Below are 20,672 nucleotides of genomic sequence, written 5' to 3' on the forward strand. Positions count from 1 at the left end.
AGCTAGCCCATGATTAGCTTTTTGAAGGAACGTCAAACTAGACGTGCCTCCATGCCCGCTGCGTCAATCGGCGACAATGACAACTAATCCGGAATCCGTTACGTCAACCGCCATGACCACGCGCCTCACCATCACCCGCCCCGACGACTGGCACCTGCACCTGCGCGACGGCGACATGCTGGCGCGCGTGCTGCCCGACACCGCGCGCCGCTTCGGCCGCGCCATCGTCATGCCCAACCTGGTGCCGCCGGTGGTGAACGCCACGCTGGCCGGCGCCTACCGCCAGCGCATCCTCGCGGCGGTGCCGGCCGGGATGGACTTCGAGCCGCTGATGACGCTCTACCTCACCGAGCGCACCACGCCGGCCGACATCGCCGAGGCCAGGGCCAGCGGCTTCGTGCACGCGGTGAAGTGGTACCCGGCGGGCGCCACCACCAACTCCGATTCCGGCGTGCGCCAGGTCGCGAACTGCCACGAGGCGCTGCTGGCGATGGAACGGCACGACCTGCCGCTGCTGGTGCACGGCGAAGTGACCGACGCGCACGTGGACGTGTTCGACCGCGAGGCCGTGTTCATCGACACCCTGCTCAAGCCGCTGGTGCAGCGCTACCCGAAGCTGCGCATCGTGCTCGAGCACATCACCACGCGCCAGGCGGCGGAATTCGTGGCGGCGGCGCCGGCCAACGTGGCGGCCACCATCACGCCGCACCACCTGCTGATGAACCGCAACGCCCTCTTCCAGGGCGGCATCCGCCCGCACCATTACTGCCTGCCGGTGCTCAAGCGCGAGGAGCACCGCGTGGCGCTGGTGGCCGCGGCCACCGGCGGCAGCCCGAAGTTCTTCCTGGGCACCGACAGCGCCCCGCATACCCGCGGCGCCAAGGAAGCGGCCTGCGGCTGCGCCGGCATGTACAGCGCGCACGGCGCCATCGAGCTCTACGCCGAGGTGTTCGAGCAGCAGAACGCGCTCGACAGGCTCGAAGCCTTCGCCAGCTTCCACGGCCCCGATTTCTACCGCCTGCCGCGCAACACCGGCACGCTCACCCTGGTGCGCGAACCCTGGGTGGTGCCGGCGGAGCTGGGCGAAGGCAGCAGCGCGCTGGTGCCGCTGCGCGCCGGCACCGAGCTGGCCTGGCGGCTCGAAACCGACGCCGCCTGAAGCACGCATCGGCGACACCCAGAGAAATTTTCTTGGCCTGTGGCTGGCGAAAGCCGCGTAGCTTGCTGCGCCCCACACACCAAGGAAGCACCACCCAATGAAGAAGTCCCTGATCGCCGCCGCCCTGCTGGCGGCGTCCGCGTCGGCCAACGCCGCCGACATGAGCTACACCTACCTGCAGGTCGAGTACGTCAAGCTCGCCGAGGCCTTCGACATCGAGCTCGATGGCGTGGGTGCGCGCGGCGCCGTCGCGCTGGGCGACGAGTGGTACCTCACCGGCGAATACGCCGACACTAAGGCCTCCGAGTTCGGCCTGGACCTCAACGTCGACACCTTCGCCCTGGGCCTGGGCTACCACAGCCCGATCAACGCCCGGGCCGATTTCATCGGTGAAGTCTCCGCCCTGTCCGGCAAGGCCGAGATCCTGGGCTACAGCGACACCGACCACGGCTACCGCGCCGGCTTCGGCGTGCGCTGGCAGATGGGCGCCCACTTCGAGGGCAGCGCCACCGCGAACTACACCAGCTACCGCGAGATCGGCAGCGGCTTCCACGCCAACCTCGGCGCGCAGTGGAAGATCAACGACCGCTTCGGCCTGGTGGCCGAGTACCAGCACGGCGAATATGTCGAAGGCCTGGGCGAGTCGCGCTACAGTGCCGGCTTCCGCGTCAGCTTCTGATCCGAACAGGGGAGGAAAAGGCCCGGCCGGCGCCGGCCGGGCCTTTTCCGCTGGCCCGGGCACGCTTGCAGTCGTCGCCCGCTTCACCTATTAGTCCAAGCTCGATCCATCGCAGCGGCCGCGGATGATCCACCTCGAAGGCATCGCCCGCACCTATTCGGTGGAGGGCCAATCCATTCCGGCCCTGGCGGGCGTGGACCTGCACATCGGCCGCGGCGAGCACGTGGCCATCACCGGTGCCTCGGGTTCGGGCAAGTCCACCCTGCTCAACGTGCTGGGCTGCCTGGACCGTCCCAGCGCCGGCCGCTACCGGCTCGAGGACGCCGACGTGGCCAGCCTCGACGACGACGCGCTGAGCGAACTGCGCAACCGCCGCATCGGCTTCGTGTTCCAGTCCTTCCACCTGCTGCCGCGGCTGAGCGTGCTCGAGAACGTGCTGCTGCCGCTGCGTTATTGCCTCGACCCGGTGCCCGGCGCCGAAGACTACGCCCGCGAGCTGCTTGGCCGCGTCGGCCTGGCCGACCGCATGGCGCACCGCCCGCAGCAGCTGTCCGGCGGCCAGCAGCAGCGTGCCGCCATCGCCCGTGCCCTGCTGCTCAAGCCCGCGCTGCTGCTGGCCGACGAACCCACCGGCAACCTCGATTCGAAGACCGCCGCCGACGTGCTGGGCCTGTTCGCCGAGCTGCACCGCGACGGCCAGACCGTGGTGCTGGTGACCCACGACCCCGACGTGGCCGAACGCGCGCCGCGCCAGGTGCGCATGCGCGACGGCAAGGTGGACCATGATTCCGGGCGCTGAACTGCTGCTGGCGGTGGTGCTCAGCGGCCAGGTGCGCGCACCCGACGCCGAGGTCATCTACGCCCCGATGTCCGAATCCAGCCCCGTGACCCTGCGCTACGCCGTGCCCGACGGCACGGCCGTGGAGCCCGGCGATTCGCTGGTTCGCATCGACCCGGGTGCCGCGCTGGCCCAGCAGGAGTCGCTCAAGGCCCAGCTCGTGCAGGCCCGCGCCCGCATCGCCAAGGAGCTGGCCGAACTGGCGGTGCGCGAGCTCGACGCCCAGCTGGCCCTGGTGGACGCCGACGCCGCGCTGGCGAAGGCGAAGGTGGACGCCGCCATCCCGTCCGACTACATCGCCCGCATCGACGTGGACCGCTACGCCGGCGAACTGGCGCGCGCCGAACGCGAGCACGCGCTCAAGCAGGAAGAGTTGCGCACCGCCCGTGAGGCGGTCGCCCGCCGCCGCGCCGACGGCGAGCTGGAGGTGGCCAAGATGCAAACCGACCTCGATTACGCGGCCTCGGTGATTGCCATGGCCGAGCAGCGCGCCGTGGGCAGCGGCGTCGCCAGCTTCTACTTCAACCCCTGGAGCGGCCAGCGCTACGAGGAAGGCGCGTCGGTGAACGCCGGCGAGGCCATCGGCGAACTGGTGCGGCCCGGCGCGCTGGGCGTGCGCGCCTTCGCGCTCGAGCCCGACCGCCGCGGCTTGGTCGAGGGCCAGGCCGTGCAGCTGCGCTTCGACGCCGTGCCGGGCAAGACCGTCGAGGGCCGCATCACCGGCATCGCCGGCAGCCCCACGGCCAAGGCCGAGTGGGGCAGCGGCCGCTATTTCGTGGTGGACGTCGCCCTGCCGGACGGCCACGGCCTGCCGCTGCGCCCCGGCATGAGCGTGCGCGTCATCGCCGAACCCGCCCAGCCCGCCGCGGGGGCCGCGCCGTGATCCGCGCCGCCGCCCTGCTGCTGGCCCTGGCCGCGGGCACCGCCGCGGCCGACACGCTCACGCTGGAAGGCGAGGTGGCCGCGCTCAGCAGCGCGCCCATCATGCCGCCCACGGTGCGCAACGTCTGGAACCTGCAGATCACCCAGCTCGCCGCCGACGGCGCGGCGCTCAAGCAGGGCGAACCCGCGGTCACCTTCGACGGCACCGAGCTGCAGCGCCGGCTGATGGAGGCCCAGGGCCTGCTCAAGCAGAAGCAGAGCGAGCAGGCCAAGCTGCTGCTCGACCTGGCCGAGCGCGAGCGCACCGAGCGCCTGGCCACCGCCGAGCAGGCCGCCACGCTGGACAAGGCCGAGCGCAAAGCCGACCAGCCCGCCGACATCATCCGCTCGGTGGACTACCGCAAGCTGGTGATCGAGCGCGAGCAGGCCGCCCGCCGCGCGGCGCTGATGCGCGAGCGCGAAGTGCTGGCGCGCCGGCAGCGCGAGGCCGAGCGCGCGCTCGTCGCCGCCGAGGTGGCCCAGGCCAGCACCGACGTGGCCGAACTGACCCGCGCGATCGGCCTGCTCACCGTGCCGGCGCCGCGCGACGGCGTGCTGGTGGTCAAGAGCAACTGGCGCGGCGAGCGTTTCGAAGTGGGCACCTCGGTCTGGGTCGGGCAGACCGTGGCCGAGATGCCCGACCCGTCCACCCTGGTGGTGCGCGCCACGCTGGCCGAGCGCGACATGCTGCGCATCGCCGAAGGCCTGCCGGCGCGCGTGCAGGTGCAGGGCGGCGCCGGCCGGCGGCTGTCGGGCAAGGTGCTGGAGCTCGGGCGCGCGGTGCGCAGCAAGTCGCGCCTGGCGCCGGTGCCGGTGATCGACGTGCTGGTGAGCCTGGAAGGCGACACCAGCGGCCTCAAGACCGGCATGCCGGTGAGCGTGGAGGTCACCGTGCCGGCGGCCGACGCGAAGGTGGCGCCATGACCCGGCCCGCCCTGGCCCTGCTCGCCACGCTGCTGCTGGCCGCCTGCGCCAGCGAAGACGGCGCCGTCACCGCCACCGAAACCGTGGCCGCGGCGCCGGTCGAGTTCTGGGTGCGCGCCGAGGGCGAGCTCAAGGCCGCCAAGGCCACGCCCCTGCGCGTGCCCGGCCAGAACTTCGCGCGCCGCCAGCTGGTGTGGATGCTGTCCGACGGCAGCCCGGTGAAGCAGGGCGACCTGGTGGCGCGCTTCGAGGCCGCGCAGTCGAAGCTGCAGCTCGACAAGGCCCTGCTCGACTTGCAGCGCAACGCCCTGGCGCGCGCCAGCAAGGAAGGCGAGCTCGAGGTCGGGCTCGACCGCGTCGAGGTGGAGCTGGCGCAGGCCGAATCGGCCCTGGCCATCGCCCGCCGCTACGCCCGCGCCGACTTCGAGGCCCTGGCCCGCAACGTCGTGCTCGACGCGGTGGAAGACGAGGAATTCCTGCAGGAGAAGACCGGCGTGCTGCGCTGGCGCCAGGACCAGTCGGCGCAGCGCGGCGAAGCCGAGCTTGACGTGCTGGGCGTGCAGCGCAACACCCTGGAAGCCGACGCCGCCAACAAGCGCGGCGACCTGGACGCCCTGGAGCTGCGCGCGCCGCACGACGGCATCTTCATGCTGGCCATCAGCTGGAGCGGCGAGCTGCCGCGCATCGGCGAGCAGATGTGGGCCAGCACCGAGTTCGCCAACCTGCCCGACATCGACGCGCTGGAAGTGGAGCTGCGCCTGCCGCAGCAGGAAGCGCAGGGCCTGGCGCTCGGCCAGAAGGTGGAACTGGCGCCGCTGGGCCACCCGGGCCAGCAGGCGGTGGGCGAGGTCACCTGGGTCGCCAGCGCGCCGCGCGCGGTAAGCCGGCAGAACCCGGCCAAGTTCGTGTCCGCCAAGGCCAGCGTGCCGGCCGAAGTGGCGAAGCGGCACGGTTGGGTGCCGGGCCAGGCCTTCACCGGCCGCGTCATCCTGCTGTCGGCGCCGGAAGCGCTCACCGTGCCCAACGTGGCGCTGTCGGGCGAAGGCGACCAGGCCTTCGTCACCGTGCTCGACGGCGGCGAACCGGTGCGCCGCCCGGTGGAGCTGGGCAAGCGCGGGCCGGCGCGCACGCAGGTGCTGTCGGGCCTGGCCGCGGGCGAACGCGTGCTGCTGGCCGCCGACGCGCCCGCCGCCAACGACGAAGCCGGGGCCGCGCCATGATCGAATGGCGTCACCTCAACGACCGCGTCGCCTGGCGCGAAGCCTTCGAGGAACTGGCCCGGCGCAAGCTGCGCACCGGCCTCACCCTGCTGGGCCTGGTGTTCGGCGTGGGCTCCATCGTGGCCATGCAGGCGGTGGGCGAGGGCAGCCGGCGCGAAGCGCTGCGCCTGGTGGAAGGCCTGGGCCTGACCAACCTGGTGGTGGAAGCCAAGACCTTCGATGAAACCTCGCTGCGCGAACTGCGCGCCCGCAGCCTGGGCCTCACGCGCGCCGACGCCCAGGCGGCGCTCGACGTGGTGCCGGGCGCCGTGGCCATGGCCGCCGAAAAGCGCCTGCGCACCGACGCCGTGGCCAGCGACCACGCCGCCAGCGACGCCCAGGCCAGCGCCATTTCGCCCAGCTTCTTCGAGCTCGGTTCGCTGCGCGTGGCGGAAGGCCGCGCGCTGACGCAGGCCGACGACGAGGCCCTGGCCGCCGTGGCCGTGCTCGGCCACCAGGCCGCACGCAGCCTGTTCCCGCAGGGCGGCGCCGTGGGCCAGCACGTCAAGGTCAACCACGCCTGGCTGGAAGTGGTGGGCGTGCTGGCCGACCGCGACCTCAGCGCCGACCGCTTCCAGGGCGTGCCGCTGGGGCTGGAGAGCAACCGCGTGTTCGTGCCGCTGGCCAGCGGCCTGGCGCGCTTCCGCCTGCAGCCCATGGAAGACGAAGTGGACCGCCTGCTGGTGCGCGTGGACGCGCCCGAGCGCATCGGCGAAGGCGCGCAGGTGCTGGCGGCGCTGCTGAAGCAGCGCCACGCCGGCGCCGACGACTACAGCCTGGTCATCCCGGCCCAGCTGTTCGCCCAGCACCAGCAGACCCAGCGCATCTTCCGCGTGGTGATGAGCGCCATCGCCGGCGTCAGCCTGCTGGTGGGCGGCATCGGCATCATGAACATCATGCTGGCCAACGTGCTCGAACGCCGGCGCGAAGTGGGCCTGCTGCGCGCGCTCGGCGCCCGCCGCACCGACGTGGTGGCGCAGTTCCTGCGCGAGGCGGCCGTCATCTGCGTGGCCGGCGCGTTGCTCGGCGTGGCCTTCGGCATCGCGCTGGCCTACGCCATCGCCACGCTGGCGGGCTGGGACGTGGCCTGGGCGCCGCTGCCCATCGCGGTGGCGGTGCTGCTGTGCACGGCCGTGGGCATGGCCTTCGGCGTCTACCCCGCCAAGCAAGCCGCCGACCTCGACCCCATCGCCTCGCTGCGCACGGAGTAGGGCGACGGCGTCACCCGCGGCCCGTCTTCACCCGCCCACGGCGACGGGTGGCGGATGCTTGCCGGCATGAAGAACGCCCTCGGTGCCCTGGTCTTCTACGCCCGCTTCGCCCTGCCGTTCTCGCGGCTGGGCTTCCGCCGCCGCGTGGGCGATGCGCGCCTCGACGCCGATTTCACCGGGCAGCGCTGGGTGGTCACCGGCGCCACCGGCGGCATCGGCCGCGCCATCGCCCTGGGCGCGGCGGCGCGCGGCGCGCAGGTGCTGGCGCTGGCGCGCGACGGCCGCAAGCTCGAGGCCCTGGCCGGCGGCGCGCTCGATCGCGGCCGCATCACGCCGGTGGTGGTGGATCTTTCCCTGATGCAGGACGTGCAGCGCGCCGGCGCGGCCATCGCCGCCGCCGGCCCGGTGGACGTGCTGGTGCACAACGTGGGCCTGATGTGCCACGACTTCATCCGCACGCCCGAAGGCGTGGAGCGCGGTTTTGCCACCAACCTGCTGGGCCACTGGGTGCTCGACGCCGCGCTGCGCCGCGGCGGCGCGCTGGGCCCGCGCTCGGCGATCATTTCCATGAGCTCGGGCGGCATGTACGGCGCCGCGCTCGGGCTGGACGCGCTGGAAGCCACGGACGCCGCCACCCACGACGGCTTCCTCGCCTACGCCCAGCACAAGCGTGCGCAAGTCGCGCTCACGAACTACTGGAATAGCCTGGGCGAAGCCGCCCCGCGTGCCTGGGTGATGCACCCGGGCTGGGTGGACACCGACGGCGTGCGCAGCGCGCTGCCGGGCTTCCGGCGCTTCTTCAGGCCGGTGCTGCGCAGCGCGGAAGAAGGCGCCGACACCGCGCTGTGGCTGGCCGCCACGCGGCCGCGGCTGGCGTCGGAAGAAGGCATCTGGCTCGACCGCCGGCTCGACGCCGAACACGTCTTCGCCTTCACCCGCAGCGGCGCCGCGCCCGAAGCGCTGGTGGCGAGCCTGCAGGCGCGGGCGGCGCAGGCGCTGGGCGGATGAGCCCGCGCCTCGCCTGCCCCTGCCCGTGCCTGCTTGACCCACGTCATTTCCGCGAACCGGGCCCTGGCCTGATGCTGGGCAGGCGTCGATCCGGCGCCGATGCGGTGTGCCGACATGCACGATCCCCGGGAACGCGAGGTGCTGGTTTCCATGGCCGAGAACACCCTGGCCCAGGCGCATGCGCCGTGGTCGGGGCTGAGCGTGGGCGCGGTGGTGCTCACGCGCGGCGGTGACCTGCACGCCGGCTGCAATGTCGAAAGCGCGGCCTTCCCGCTCGGTGGCTGCGCCGAGCGCCATGCCATCGCCGCGGCGGTGCTGGCCGAAGGGCCGGGCATGGAAATCGTGGCGGTGGCCATCGCCGCGCGCGACGCCAGCGGGCAGCTGCGCGCCATCCCCCCCTGCGGCGCCTGCCGCCAGCTGATCCACGAATTCGGCCGCGAGGCCCAGGTGGGCTGGCGCACCGGCGACGGCACGTCGGCCTGGCACGCCATCGGCGCGCTGCTGCCGGAAGCCTTCGAACTGCCGCCGGGCTGAGCCCGCGGCTCAGCCCGCGGCGTTCGCTTCCATCGCCGCCGCGGCGTCGAGCGCCAGGCGGATCATGCGGTCCAGCCCTTGTTCGCGTTCGGCCGGGTCCATGGCGGTGTGTTCCAGCAGGTGGTCGGACACGGTGAGCAGCGCGGCGGCGTGCACGCCTTCCGCCGCGGCCACGCCGAACAGGCCGGCGGCCTCCATTTCGATGCCCAGCAGGCCCATGTCGGCCAGCAGCGAGGTGAGCGCGCGGTCGGGGTGGTAGAACAGGTCGCTGGAGAAGATGTTGCCGGAATGCAGCGGCAGGCCCGCGGCCGCGGCGGTGTCGGCCAGCGTGCGCAGCATCGGCCACGAAGCCACGGCGGCGAAGTCGTGGCCGCCGAAGCGCTGCCGGTTCACGCGCGAATCGGTGCTGGCGCCCAGGGCCAGCACCAGGTCGCCCAGGCGCAGGCCGGGTTTCACCGCGCCGCAGGTGCCCACCCGCAGCAGCCGGCGCACGCCGTGCTGGCGCACCAGCTCGGTGGCGTAGAGCACGCAGGAAGGAATGCCCATGCCGCTGCCCATCACCGACAGGCGCTGGCCCTGCCACTGGCCGGTGTAGCCGAGCATGCCGCGGGTGTTGCTGACTTCGCGCGCGTCGGAAAGATAGGCCTGGGCGATGTGGCGGGCGCGCAGCGGGTCGCCGGGCAGCAGCACGGTGGGGGCGAAATCGCCGGGGGCGGCGTTGATGTGCAGGCTCATGGTGTCCTCAGAAGGCGGCCGTGCCGTGGGCCAGCGGTGGCAGGCGGAGCCAGCGCGCGAGCGACTGGCCCAGGTCGGCGAAACTGTCGCGCACGCCGGCGTCGGCGCCGCGCAGGCCGGGGCCCCAGGCCAGCAGCGGCACGTGCTCGCGGGTGTGGTCGCTGCCGGGCCAGGTGGGGTCATTGCCGTGGTCGGCGGTGAGCACCAGCAGGTCGCCGGGGCCGAGCGCGTCGCGCAGGCGCGGCAGCTGCTGGTCGAAGTGTTCGAGCGCGCCGGCGTATCCGGCCACGTCGCGGCGGTGGCCGAATTCCTGGTCGAAATCGACGAGGTTGGTGAATACCAGCGCCGGGTCGCGTGCAGTGGAGAACGCAGCGAGCGTGGCCTCCACCAGCCCGTCCAGCCCATGCGCCTTGACCGCGCGGGTGATGCCGCGGCCGGCGAAGATGTCGCCGATCTTGCCCACGGCCACCACCTCGCCACCGGCGTCGTGCAGGTGGTCGAGCAGGGTGGGCGCGGGCGGCGGCACGGCGTAGTCGCGGCGGTTCGGCGTGCGCTGGAAGCCCTCGTCCGGCGAACCCAGGAAGGGTCGCGCGATGACGCGGCCGATGCGCCAGTCGTCCGCGAGCCGGCGCGCGCCTTCGCAGGCCTGGAGCAAACGTCCGAGGCCGAAGCCCTCTTCGTGCGCCGCGATCTGGATCACCGAATCCGCGGAGAAATACAGGATGGGCAGGCCGGTGCGCAGGTGTTCGGCGCCCAGGTCCTGGATCACCTGCGTGCCGGAGGCGTGGCGGTTGCCGAGGAAACCCGGCACGCCGCAGGCGGCGGCCAGGCGCGCGAGTTCATCCGGCGCCAGCGTGTCTTCGCGGCGCGGGAACAGGCCCCAGTCCCAGGGCACGGGCAGGCCGCACAGTTCCCAGTGGCCGGACACGGTGTCCTTGCCACGCGATTGCTCGCGCGCGCAGCCGTGCACGGCGCCCCAGGCAACGGGGCCCGACAGGCCCGGCGGCGTCCGCCCCGTGGCGCAGCGCGCCGCCTCGCCCAGGCCCAGGGCCACCAGGTTCGGCAGCGACAGCGGGCGGCCGCGGCCCCCGTCGGCCACGGGGCGTGCGCACCACTGCGCGATATGGCCCAGCGTGTCGGCGCCGGCGTCGCCGTAGTCGGCGGCGTCGTGCAGGGCGCCCACGCCGAGCGAATCGAGCACCAGCAGCATGACGCGGCTCATGCGCTGGCGACCCCCGCACCGATGCGTTCGATCACCAGCGGCGAGGGCGCCGGTGCCTGCGGCTGGATCGTCACCGCCGTGCGCAGGCGTTCGAGCGTGGCCGCCAGCGCGCCTTCGTCGGCGGCATGCACGCGCAGCAGCGGCTGGCCGCTGCGTACGCGCGTGCCGAGGGGAAGGATGGCGTCGAGGCCGACGCGTGCGTCGATGCGGTCGTCGGGCTGGCGCCGGCCGCCGCCCAGGTCCACCACCGCTTCGCCGAGCGCGCGGGTGTCGAAGCCGGCCAGCCAGCCGTCGGCCGGTGCCCCGAGCGAAGCGATGCAGGGCGCGGGCGGGAAATGCCGGTCGGGTGCTTCGAGCAGGTCGACGGGCCCGCCCAGCACGGCCACCATCCGCGAGAAACGTTCGGCCGCGGCGCCGCTGGCGAGCGTGGCCTGCGCCTGCGCGTACGCGGCATCGAGATCCGGCGCCAGGCCGCCCTGCCACAGCGCGGTGGCGGCCAGGTGCAGGCTCAGTTCTACCAGGCGCGGCGCCACGGTTTCGCCGCGCAGGCAGGCCAGCGCCACGCGCACTTCCAGCGCATTGCCGGCGGCGGGTGCCAGCGGCTGCGACATGTCGGTGACCAGGGCCTGCGTGGACAGGCCGGCGGCGTTGGCGACCTCCACCAGCTCACGCGCGAGGGCGAGGGCCTGCGCGGGTTCGGGCAGGCTGGCGCCGTTGCCGCACTTCACGTCCAGCACCAGCGCGTCCAGGCCGGCGGCGAGCTTCTTCGACAGGATGGAGGCGGTGATGAGCGGGATCGCGTCCACCGTGGCGGTCACGTCGCGCACCGCGTAGAGGCGGCGGTCGGCGGGCGCGAGTTCGGCGCTGGCGCCGACGATGGCCAGCCCGGCCTCGCGCACCGCGGCCACCAGCGCATCGGGCGAGAGCGTGGCGCGGTAGCCGGGAATGGCCTCGAGCTTGTCGAGCGTGCCGCCGGTGTGGCCCAGGCCGCGGCCGGAAATCATCGGCACGTGTGCGCCGCAGGCCGCCAGGAGGGGCGCCACCAGCAGGCTGGTGCAGTCGCCCACGCCGCCGGTGGAATGTTTGTCGAGCACCGGGCCGGTGATTCCCGCGGCGCGCCAGTCCAGGCGCCGGCCGCTGTCGCGCATGGCCAGGGTGAGCGCCACGGTTTCGTCGCGGTCCATGCCGCGCAGGCACACGGCCATGGCGAAGGCGCCGAGCTGGCCGTCGCTGAGCCGGCCGTCGGCGATGCCGGCGATGAAACCCTGCAGTTCCGACGCGGCCAGCGCGTGGCCGTCGCGCTTGCGGCGCAGCACGGCCTGCGGCGAGGGCGCGGCGAGGGCCATGTCAGGCCTCCGGCGGCTTGGGCGACAGCTGCGCGAGCACCGCTTCGGCCAGGCTGCTGGCGCCGATGCGGAAACGCGTGGCCGTGACCCAGAGCGGGCCGAGCAGGCGCGCGGCGATGGCGACGTACTGCGCGGCTTCTTCCGGCGTGCGGATGCCGCCGGCGGCCTTGAAGCCGCAGCGCCCGCCGGTGTCGGCGATGGCCTGCAGCATCACTTCGGCCGCTTCCGGCGTGGCGTGCACGCGCGCCTTGCCGGTGGAGGTCTTGATGAAATCGGCGCCGGCGTGGATGGCCAGCAGCGAGGCCTCGCGGATGCGCGTGGCGCTGCCCAGTTCGCCGCTTTCGAGGATGACCTTCACCGGCAGCGGGCCGCTGGCTTCGCGCACCGCCACCAGGCAGGCGACCACGGCATCGGGGTCGTCGTCGAGCAGGGCGCGCCAGGGCAGGACGGCGTCGATTTCCTGGGCGCCGGCGCCACGCGCGCGCTGGATTTCGCGACGGCAGCGCGCCGGGTCGGCGGCGCCGTCGGGGAAGTTGACCACGGTGGCGATGGCCACGCCGGCCAGGCCGCGGCGCAGCAGGCCGTCGCGGGCGCTGGTGATCATTTCCGGGTGCACGCACAGCGCGGCGGGCGCCACCGGCAGGCGCGCGGCCAGGTTGCAGAGCGCGGCGATATCGGCGGGGGTGTCGGCGTCGCCCAGGCGCGTCAGGTCCAGGCAGGCGAGCAGGCGGCGGAGCGGGGCGGGCGTGTCCATGCCCGGCAGTCTGCGGCGGGGCCGCGGCGCCGGCCTTGACTGAAATCAGGTGGGCAGCGGGGTTTCGTCGTCGAACAGGCCCGGTGGCCAGCAAGGTTCCGGGCCCTCGCCGGCGCGCCAGTAGTGGCAGGGCGCCAGGTGCGCGCGGCCCTGCTCGTCGATGCGCACCCAGGCCGCCTGGCGGTAGGCGCGGGCCAGCATGTCCACCGGGTCGCCTTCGCCGCCGAGCACCAGGAAGCCGGGTTCGTTCCAGCTGTTGTCCTCGCTGCCGCCGTCGGACGGCAGGCGCACGAGGCCGAGGGAATCAATCGCGGCGGCCAGTGCGGCGTTCGCGGCGGCGTTGGCTTCCGGCGACTGCGCCTGGCCGAAGGGGTTTTCGCCGGTGACCAGGCCGCCCTGCGCCACGCCGTGGCGCGCCAGCAGCGCGGCCATGGCCGGGTTGGCCTGGCCGATGCGCAGTTCGATTTTCGAATCGCCGTCGTAGACGCGGTAAACCGCGTCGGCGAAGGCGGCCATCATGGCGGCGGGCGGGGGCGAGGGGCGCTTCTTCATGCCCGCAGTATGCCGCCGCGCGCGGCGGTCGAAGGCGCTGCGCGCCAGCCCCATGCTCAGGGCTCCGCCAGCGTTTCACCCGCGAACACGGCCACGTGCGGAACGCCGTCGGCGCCGATCCAGCCGCGGTACATGCCTTCGGTGTTGAAGGGGAAGGCCACTTCGCCGTCGGCCGACAGCGCAATGGCGCCACCGTCACCGCCCTTGGCCGGGATGGTTTCGTTGATGACCGCCTCGGCCGCGCGGCGCACGCCGACGCCGCTGTACTTCATGCGCGCGCAGACGTCGTAGGCCGCGGCTGCGCGGAGGTAGTACTCGCCCCAGCCGGTGCCCGAGAACGCGCAGCGCTCGTCGGCCCAGGTGCCGGCGCCGATCACCGGCGAATCGCCGACGCGGCCGTAGCGCTTGTTGGTCATGCCGCCGGTGGAGGTGCCCGCGGCCAGGCGGCCCTGGGCGTCGAGCGCCAACGCGCCCACGGTGCCGAAGTAGGCCTTGCCCGGCAGTTCCACCGCGGCCTGCGCGTTCGCCTCCTCGGCCAGCGCCTTCTGCAGCTGCTGCCAGCGCTTCTCGGTGCGGAACCAGGACGGGTCGACCAGCTCGATGCCCTGCTCGGCGGCGAAGGTTTCGGCGCCGTCGCCGACCATCATCACGTGCTTGGATTTTTCCATCACCGCGCGCGCCAGCGTGATGGGGCTGCGCACGCGGTGCACGCCCGCCACGGCGCCTGCCTGGCCGGTGGCGCCGTCCATCACCGAGGCGTCAAGCTCGTTGCGGCCGTCGTGGGTGAACACCGCGCCGCGGCCGGCGTTGAACTGCGGCGCGTCCTCGAGCACCGTGATGGCGGCGGTGACCGCGTCCAGCGCGGGCTGGCCGGCCATGAGCGCGGCGTGGCCGGCGCGCAGGGCCTGTTCGAGCGCGGCGCGGGCCGCGGCTTCTTCCTTCGCGTCCAGGCTGGCGCGCTCCACGCCGGCGCCGCCGTGGATCACCAGCAGCGGCTGGTCCAGGGCCACCAGCACGCCGTCGCGCACGGCGTAGCGGTGGCGGAACGCGGGCTTCTCCACCCGGCCTTCGGGCAGGTGCAGCACCGAGCCGGCGTCCGCGCCAATCACTTCGAAGGCCGGTAGCTGCATCGGCAGGTCTTCCTGCTGCGTGCGCGGGAAGCCGCCCGGCACCACCGTGGCGCCGGCACCCGGCGCGGTGGCGTACACGCGCGCGGTGCCGTCGCCTTCCAGCGCCAGCGCGGCGTCTTCGTCCACGCCCAGGCCGAGGATGCGGCGGCCTTCGCCGGCCATCGCTTCGGCCTTGGCCACGAAGGCCACCAGGCGGCCCAGGCGGTTGCGCTCGCGGAAGTGGGTGTCGGTGAGCACGCCGTGCAGCAGCGGCAGCTGCAGGAAACCGGTTTCGATGGTGTTGCCGGCGCCCAGCGGGTCGGCCAGCGCCAGTGGGCTCACCTGGCTGCCGCCGTCCATGGCGCCGTAGAGGTATTCGCCCAGCATGGCCAGGCCGGCGCTGGTGCCGCCGAGCGGCTTGCCGTCGAGCACGTGCTTCTGCAGCGCCGCCGCCACCGGCGTGCCGCGCCAGTAGCGCACGTAGCGCGACTGGTCGCCGCCGGCGATGAAGATGCCGTCGGCGCGCGCCAGGCTGCGCAGCAGGGCCGGGTCGGTGGACGATTCGCGGTTGCTGAAGACGTAGGTTTCCACCGAGGCGATGCCGCCGACCTCGTTGAAGAACTCCTCGGCCACCTCGTTGGCCTGCGAGGCGCGCAGCACCACGATGTGGCCATGGCCGGCGCGCTCGAAGAACCAGCGCAGGGAATCGAAATTTCGGTCGCCGCCGCCCATCAGCAGCAGGCCGGGGCGCACCTGACCCGGGGTGGGCGCGTCCGGGTTGCCCAGCTGGTAGTGGGCGTAGTCGGCCGCCCACGCCACCGGCGCCAGCAGGGCCAAGCCCAGGGTCCAAAGCCAATGCCTGCTGCCTGCCATGCCGCGCTCCCCCGAATTTTGGTTGTCCTGTCCAAGACGAACGGAGGTCCAATATCCCCACCCCGCGCCTTCGGCTATGGTGAAGGCCATGTCCGCCGCCCAAGACGAATGGTTCGTCCGCGAAATCCTCGCCCACGAGGCGGCGCTGATGCACTTCCTGCGGCGTTTCTGGCCGCATCGCGACGAGCTGGCCGACCTGCGCCAGGAAATCTACGTGCGCGTCTACGAGGCCGCCGGCAAGGCGCTGCCCGAGCAGCCCAAGGCCTTCCTGTTCGCCACCGCCCGGCACCTGCTGGCCGACCGGGTGCGCCGCAGCCGGGTGGTGTCGATCGAGACGATGGGTGATTTCGAGGCCTTGAACGTCTTGATGGTGGACGGGCTGTCGCCGGAACACTGGTGCGGCGCCCGCCAGGTGCTGCGGCGGCTGTCGGACGCCTTCGACCGCCTGCCCGCCCGCTGCCGCCAGGTGGTGTGGCTGCGGCGGGTGGAGGAGCTTTCGCAGAAGCAGGTGGCCGCGCGCCTGGGCATCAGCGAGAAGACAGTGGAAAAGCACCTGGCCAAGGGCATGCGCCTGATGGCCGAGGGTTTCCACGGTGGCACCGGCGACGGCCTCGACCTGGCGGCGCCTGCGCCGGCCGTGGCCCGACGGGAGAAACGCCATGAACGCCAGCACGCAGACTGACCGCCTCGCCGCCGAATGGCTGGCGCGCCGCGTGGGCGAGCGCTGGACGGACGCGCAGGAGGCCGAGCTCGAGGCCTGGCTGCAGGCCGACACCGCGCACCGCGTGGCCTTCCTGCGCGTGCAGGCGGCCTGGGAGCAGGCGGCCCGGCTGAAGGCGCTGGCGCCCGCGCAGGCCGCGCTGCCCGGCGCCGGCGTGATCGAACTGGCCCCGCGCCCGCGTCACGCCGCCGCCACGCCCCGGCCCAGTGCGCTGCGCCGCCTGGCCGGGCTGGCCGCCGCGCTGGTGCTGGCCGTGCTGGCCGGCAGCGCCTGGTGGCGCAGCGGCATCGAGACCGCGGATTACCGCACCTTGCTGGGCAAGCTCGACACCGTGCCGCTCTCCGACGGTTCGCGCGCCACCCTGGGCAGCGACAGCCGCATCCACGTGCGCCTGGACCGCAGCCAGCGCCGGGTGGAGCTGGCGCAGGGCGAGGGTTATTTCGAAGTGGCCAAGGACCGCGCCCGGCCCTTCGTGGTGGCCGTGGGCGAACACCGCGTGGTGGCCGTGGGCACCGCGTTTTCCGTGCGCCGCCAGGGCGACGAGGTGCGGGTGGTGGTGACCGAAGGCATCGTGCGCCTGGCCGACGCCGGCGACCCCGACGCGCCCGGCACCCTGCTGCGCGCCGGCAGCGTGGCCACCACCGGCGGCGACGGCGTGCTGGTGCGCCGGCAGACGCTGGAGGAAGTGGCGCGGCTGGTGGACTGGCGCAGCGGCTACCTCGCCTTCCAGGACACCTCGCTGGCCGCCGCGGCCGAGGAATTCAACCGCTACAACGCCCGCCGCCTGCTGGTGGGCGACGACACCGCCGGCGCCCTGCGCGTGGGCGGCAGCTTCCGCTGGGACAACGTGGACACCTTCGTGTCCCTGCTCGAAGCCGGTTTCCCCGTGTGCGCCGAGCGCCGCGACGAGGCCGTGGTGCTGCATTCGGCCGGCGCCGCCGCCTGCCGCTGAGGCACCCGGCCCCCGGGGATGGGGGGAATCGCGCGTCCGTTCGTCGTGATGGCCTAAGGGCGCCACGTCGTGCGCCTACCAGGGGAGGGTTGCCATGTCGTTACCGTTTCGACGCCTGTTGTTGAGCCTGGCCTGTTCCGCCGCGCTGTCCGCGCACGCGCAGGAACCGCCGGCCCGCCCGATCGACATCCCGGCCGGCAGCCTCGCCGCCGCGCTGGATTCGCTGTCGCGGCAGTCGGGCACCCAGGTGGTGTACCCGGCCGACCAGCTGCGTGGCGTGGACACCGCCGGCGCCCAGGGCCAGCTGACGCCCGACCAGGCGCTGGACAAGCTGCTCGCCGGCAGCGGCTTCGTGGCCCGGCATGGGGACGCCGGCGCCGTGGTGATCGTGCGCGCCGCGGTGGCGAACCCGCCGCCCGCACCCGCGCCGGCCCCGGCGCCGAAGGCCCTGGAGCCCGCCGCACCGGCCGCCGAAGAGCCGGTGACGATGGAAACCCTGCAGGTCACCGGTTCGCGCATCCCGCGCGCGCAGATCGAAGGCCCGGCGCCGATCACCGTGGTCACCGCCGCCGACATCCTGGCCGGTGGCTTCACCTCCGTGCCCGACGTGCTCGGCTCGCTCACCCAGAACGGCGGCGAGACGCAGAGCCAGCAGTCGGCCGGCGGCGCCGACTTCTCGCCCGGCGCCCAGCAGGTGGACCTGCGCGCGCTCGGCCCCAACCACACCCTGGTGCTGGTGAACGGCCGGCGCATCGCCGACTTCCCGCTGCCCTTCGGCGGCCGCAGCAACTTCACCGACATCTCCAGCCTGCCGCTGGGCATGATCGACCGCATCGAAGTACTCACCGGCAGCGCTTCGGCGATCTACGGCTCCGACGCCATCTCCGGCGTGGTGAACCTGATCCTGAAGAAGCAGGCCGACGGCACCACCATCGACTACCGCTACGGCCAGACCGAAGCCGGCGACGCCGTGTCGCACCGGCTCAACCTGACCAGCGGCTTCAGCAAGGGCGGCTTCGACCTCGTCGCCGGCCTGGAATACCTGGAACAGGACCCGCTCTGGGGCTACCAGCGCAGCCAGCAGGATTCGAGCTACGACGCGCCGAACCCGTCGCGCTACGGCTACCCGCCGCGCAACTTCCTGATCACCGACTGGTGGGACGACTACATCGACCCGGGCGAGGAAACCTGCGACGCGCTGTCGAACCTCAACGAAGGCACGATGCACTACGCCTACCGGCGCAACTACGGCTACTACTGCGGCTCCGACCGCGCCGTGGCCTACCGCACCATGCTGAGCGAGCGCAGCGGCGTGAACCTGTTCGCGACCATGGGCTACGACCTGGCCAACGGCATGCGCTGGTTCGCCGACGTGCAGGCCGGCCGCCACGAGGTGTCGCTGTTCCGCGCCCCGCGCAGCTGGGCGCTGATGACGCCCGACGGCATCGAGTGGGACTACTTCTACAACCAGGACACCGAGCAGCTCGAGTACTGGCAGCGCCAGTTCACCGTGGAGGAAATGGGCGGGCTGGGCACCGGCATGGTGAACACCGTGCAGAAGACCTTCGGCCTGACCACCGGCTTCACCGGCACCTTCGGCGAGAACTGGGACTACGAGGCGGCGCTGAGCCACTCGCAGTACCGGGCCGAGATCAGCTGGCCGCAGATCGTGGCCTCGCGCGCCAACGACCTGTTCCTGGGCCCGCTGCTGGGCTACGACGAAGACGGCTACCCGATCTACGACGCGCCCCACGAGCGCATGTACACGCCGCTGACCCGCGCCGAGTACGACGCCATCTTCGCCCGCACCACCTACCACCCGGAGTCGGAAACCCAGACGCTGTCGTTCACGCTCACCAACGCGGCGCTGTTCGCGATGGCGGGCGGCGACGCCGGCTTCGCGGCCACCGCCGAGTTCGGCCACCAGTCCTACGACCTCAAGCCCGACCCGCTGGCCACGCAGTACTACTACTACAGCTGGAAGGACTCCGACGGTTCCGGCAGCCGCAACCGCTGGGCCCTGGCCGGCGAGCTGCGCATGCCGGTGCTGGAAAACCTCAACATCAGCGTGGCCGGCCGCTTCGACCAGTACCGCTTCGCCGGTCGCGAGCCGAACAAGCCGACCTGGAGCACGGGCGTGGAATGGCGCCCGCTCGAGAGCCTGCTGGTGCGCGGTTCCTACGGCACCGCCTTCCGCGCGCCCGACCTGCACTACGTGTTCACCGGCCCGGGCAACGACGAAACCTCGGTGGTCGACTTCTACCGCTGCGACACCGAGGAGCCGGGCGAGGGCTACGACGACTGCAGCTACGGCGACGAGGGCATCATCCGCAGCCGCGTCGGCAACCGCGACCTCAAGCCCGAGACCAGCGATTCCTGGACCACCGGCCTGGTGTGGTCGCCCACCGACTGGCTGGACTTCTCGGTCGACTACTTCAGCATCGACATGAGCAACCAGGTGCAGGACCTGCGCGCGAACGAGGTGATGCGCTGGGAGCGTGACTGCCGCCTGGGCATCAACGGCGCCGACCCCGGCTCGGCCACCTGCGCGGACATGCTGGCGCGCGTCACCCGCACCAACACCGGCGCCATCTACGGCGTGCACGTGAACCCGATCAACATCGCCAACGAAAGCACCGACGGCGTGGACTTCAGCACGCACGTGCGGATGGAGACGGGTTTCGGCACCTTCCGCCTGGCCGGCAACTACACTTGGGTGCGCACGCACGAGATCCAGGAGTACCCGGACGAAGCGGTGGTGGACATGTTCGCCGTGAACAGCGGCTACGACATCCCGCGCAGCAAGGCCAGCCTGCGGCTTTCGTGGGAGCGCAACGGCTGGAACGCGGCCATCCAGGGCCGCCGCCTGGGAAGCCTGCCCAACGGCTGGTCGTACGACGAGGTGTGGGAGGAGGGCGACCCGGGTCCGAAGATCGGCGCGACCTACCGCTACAACGCCACCTTCGGCTACGCCTTCAGCGACCACTCGAGCGTGACGCTGTCGGTGGTGAACCTGTTCGACAAGAACCCGCCGCACGACCCGACCTACACCTCGTACCCGTACTACGACATCTCGTGGTTCGACACGCAGGGCCGGAGCTTCTTCCTGCAGTACACGCACAAGTTCGGGGGCGAGGCGCTGTAAGGCCTGCCACGCGCGCCCGGATCCTTCCGGGATGGAAACACGGAAAGGGCACGCGGCGACGCGTGCCCTTTTCCTTTGGGCGCGAAGGCCGGGTTCAGCGCGCCGCGGCCGGCGCCTTGGCCGGGGGCGCCGCCGCCGTGCGGGGCGGCAGCAGCTCCAGCTGGCGCATCAGGCCCAGCGAATCGGCGCAGGTCCATTCTTCGGCGATCTTGCCTTCGTCCATGCGGAACAGCGTGGTGCCGGTGATCTCCACCGCCTTGCCGGTGGCCGGGATGCCGTTGCCGGTGCCGGTGTTGGTGCCGCGCGCGGTCCAGCGCACCGCCACCAGGTCGTTTTCGGCCACCTGCTTTTCCACCGTGATGCGGAGGTCGGGGAAGGCCTCGCGCCAGCCGCGGGCCTCGGCCATGCCGTCGGCGTGGGTGAAGGTGTTGCGGCCGCCGTGGCCCACGAAGTCGGCGCGGTAGGGCACTTCGAAGCGGCCCTGGTTCAGGCCTTCCTCGTACACCCGGCGGGTGACGTCCTTGTTGAGCGCCAGGGTTTCGGCGGAAGCGTTTTCCGACGACTCGGCGCGGCAGGTGAACGGGGCAGCGAGGGCGACGATGGTCGCCACGGCGGAAAGCAGGATCTTGAGCGTTTTCATGACCATCTCCGGTACGCGGGATTGCGCGTGGTGGAGATTGGGCTGGCGCCCAGGGGATTGCGACGGTTTGGTGCCGCGTGGGGGCGGCAG

At 72.6% G+C, this 20,672-nt stretch carries 19 protein-coding genes and 1 pseudogene; 12 read left to right on the forward strand and 8 right to left on the reverse strand.

Going from position 1 to position 20,672, the window contains the following annotated elements:
- Positions 1 to 112: 112 nt before the first annotated feature.
- From pyrC to ACE3Q2_RS04325, 9 genes are all read left to right on the forward strand, one after another.
- Positions 113 to 1,159, forward strand: coding sequence for a dihydroorotase (gene pyrC / locus ACE3Q2_RS04285; protein ID WP_231698079.1), 1,047 nt, complete (start codon positions 113 to 115; stop codon positions 1,157 to 1,159).
- Positions 1,160 to 1,256: 97 nt separating this feature from the next.
- Positions 1,257 to 1,838 (forward strand): outer membrane beta-barrel protein, encoded by a 582-nt coding sequence (locus ACE3Q2_RS04290; RefSeq protein WP_231698080.1) that lies wholly within the window; start codon positions 1,257 to 1,259, stop codon positions 1,836 to 1,838.
- A 124-nt stretch (positions 1,839 to 1,962) separates the two neighbouring features.
- Complete coding sequence (locus ACE3Q2_RS04295; RefSeq protein WP_231698081.1) at positions 1,963 to 2,637, forward strand: ABC transporter ATP-binding protein; 675 nt, start codon at positions 1,963 to 1,965, stop codon at positions 2,635 to 2,637.
- Complete coding sequence (locus ACE3Q2_RS04300) at positions 2,621 to 3,559, forward strand: HlyD family secretion protein (RefSeq protein WP_231698082.1); 939 nt, start codon at positions 2,621 to 2,623, stop codon at positions 3,557 to 3,559. The genes ACE3Q2_RS04295 and ACE3Q2_RS04300 overlap by 17 nt, the downstream gene beginning before the upstream one ends.
- Positions 3,556 to 4,521 (forward strand): HlyD family secretion protein, encoded by a 966-nt coding sequence (locus tag ACE3Q2_RS04305; protein ID WP_231698083.1) that lies wholly within the window; start codon positions 3,556 to 3,558, stop codon positions 4,519 to 4,521. Before ACE3Q2_RS04300 ends, ACE3Q2_RS04305 begins: the two co-directional genes overlap by 4 nt.
- Positions 4,518 to 5,741: an efflux RND transporter periplasmic adaptor subunit gene (locus ACE3Q2_RS04310; RefSeq protein ID WP_231698084.1), complete on the forward strand. Its 1,224-nt coding sequence runs from the start codon at positions 4,518 to 4,520 to the stop codon at positions 5,739 to 5,741. Before ACE3Q2_RS04305 ends, ACE3Q2_RS04310 begins: the two co-directional genes overlap by 4 nt.
- Complete coding sequence (locus ACE3Q2_RS04315) at positions 5,738 to 6,991, forward strand: ABC transporter permease (protein WP_231698085.1); 1,254 nt, start codon at positions 5,738 to 5,740, stop codon at positions 6,989 to 6,991. Before ACE3Q2_RS04310 ends, ACE3Q2_RS04315 begins: the two co-directional genes overlap by 4 nt.
- Before the next feature lie 66 nt (positions 6,992 to 7,057).
- Entirely contained in the window at positions 7,058 to 7,999 is a 942-nt protein-coding gene (locus tag ACE3Q2_RS04320; RefSeq protein ID WP_231698086.1) for an SDR family NAD(P)-dependent oxidoreductase, read from the forward strand.
- Between the two features lie 114 nt (positions 8,000 to 8,113).
- Positions 8,114 to 8,533: a cytidine deaminase gene (locus ACE3Q2_RS04325; protein ID WP_231698087.1), complete on the forward strand. Its 420-nt coding sequence runs from the start codon at positions 8,114 to 8,116 to the stop codon at positions 8,531 to 8,533.
- Positions 8,534 to 8,542: 9 nt separating this feature from the next.
- On the opposite strand, the gene deoD is transcribed toward ACE3Q2_RS04325, so the two are convergent.
- From deoD to ACE3Q2_RS04360, 7 genes and pseudogenes are all read right to left on the reverse strand, one after another.
- Positions 8,543 to 9,268 carry a purine-nucleoside phosphorylase gene (gene deoD, locus ACE3Q2_RS04330; RefSeq protein WP_231698088.1) on the reverse strand — a complete coding sequence of 242 codons (726 nt, stop codon included), beginning with the start codon at positions 9,266 to 9,268 and terminating at the stop codon, positions 8,543 to 8,545.
- A gap of 7 nt (positions 9,269 to 9,275) precedes the next feature.
- A complete protein-coding gene (locus tag ACE3Q2_RS04335; protein WP_374473050.1) occupies positions 9,276 to 10,490 on the reverse strand; it encodes a phosphopentomutase in 1,215 nt (404 codons plus the stop codon).
- Positions 10,487 to 11,836 (reverse strand): thymidine phosphorylase, encoded by a 1,350-nt coding sequence (gene deoA, locus ACE3Q2_RS04340; protein WP_374473052.1) that lies wholly within the window; start codon positions 11,834 to 11,836, stop codon positions 10,487 to 10,489. Before deoA ends, ACE3Q2_RS04335 begins: the two co-directional genes overlap by 4 nt.
- 1 nt (position 11,837) lies before the next feature.
- Positions 11,838 to 12,590 (reverse strand): deoxyribose-phosphate aldolase, encoded by a 753-nt coding sequence (gene deoC, locus ACE3Q2_RS04345; RefSeq protein WP_374473055.1) that lies wholly within the window; start codon positions 12,588 to 12,590, stop codon positions 11,838 to 11,840.
- 45 nt (positions 12,591 to 12,635) lie between these two features.
- Entirely contained in the window at positions 12,636 to 13,196 is a 561-nt protein-coding gene (locus ACE3Q2_RS04350; RefSeq protein WP_374473057.1) for a DUF3293 domain-containing protein, read from the reverse strand.
- Between the two features lie 2 nt (positions 13,197 to 13,198).
- On the reverse strand, positions 13,199 to 14,170 hold the full coding sequence (locus ACE3Q2_RS04355; RefSeq protein ID WP_374473082.1) for an isoaspartyl peptidase/L-asparaginase family protein: 972 nt from the start codon (positions 14,168 to 14,170) through the stop codon (positions 13,199 to 13,201).
- 249 nt (positions 14,171 to 14,419) lie between these two features.
- Positions 14,420 to 15,214 (reverse strand): annotated as a pseudogene (locus tag ACE3Q2_RS04360) (cyanophycinase); the annotation flags it as partial.
- On the opposite strand from ACE3Q2_RS04360, the gene ACE3Q2_RS04365 reads away from it, so the two are divergent.
- From ACE3Q2_RS04365 to ACE3Q2_RS04375, 3 genes are all read left to right on the forward strand, one after another.
- The gene (locus ACE3Q2_RS04365; protein WP_374473059.1) at positions 15,213 to 15,806 is read left to right on the forward strand and encodes an RNA polymerase sigma factor; all 594 of its coding nucleotides are present in this window, start codon (positions 15,213 to 15,215) and stop codon (positions 15,804 to 15,806) included. The pseudogene ACE3Q2_RS04360 and the gene ACE3Q2_RS04365 overlap by 2 nt on opposite strands.
- Positions 15,784 to 16,797, forward strand: coding sequence for a FecR domain-containing protein (locus ACE3Q2_RS04370; protein WP_374473061.1), 1,014 nt, complete (start codon positions 15,784 to 15,786; stop codon positions 16,795 to 16,797). Before ACE3Q2_RS04365 ends, ACE3Q2_RS04370 begins: the two co-directional genes overlap by 23 nt.
- Positions 16,798 to 16,891: 94 nt before the next feature.
- Entirely contained in the window at positions 16,892 to 19,942 is a 3,051-nt protein-coding gene (locus ACE3Q2_RS04375; protein WP_374473063.1) for a TonB-dependent receptor domain-containing protein, read from the forward strand.
- Positions 19,943 to 20,036: 94 nt separating this feature from the next.
- Here ACE3Q2_RS04375 and ACE3Q2_RS04380 read toward each other — a convergent pair whose 3' ends face one another.
- Positions 20,037 to 20,582, reverse strand: coding sequence for an ester cyclase (locus tag ACE3Q2_RS04380; protein WP_374473065.1), 546 nt, complete (start codon positions 20,580 to 20,582; stop codon positions 20,037 to 20,039).
- Positions 20,583 to 20,672 lie beyond the last annotated feature (90 nt).

It is taken from the genome of Arenimonas sp., from assembly GCF_041913985.1.
Taxonomy (GTDB): Bacteria; Pseudomonadota; Gammaproteobacteria; order Xanthomonadales; family Xanthomonadaceae; genus Arenimonas.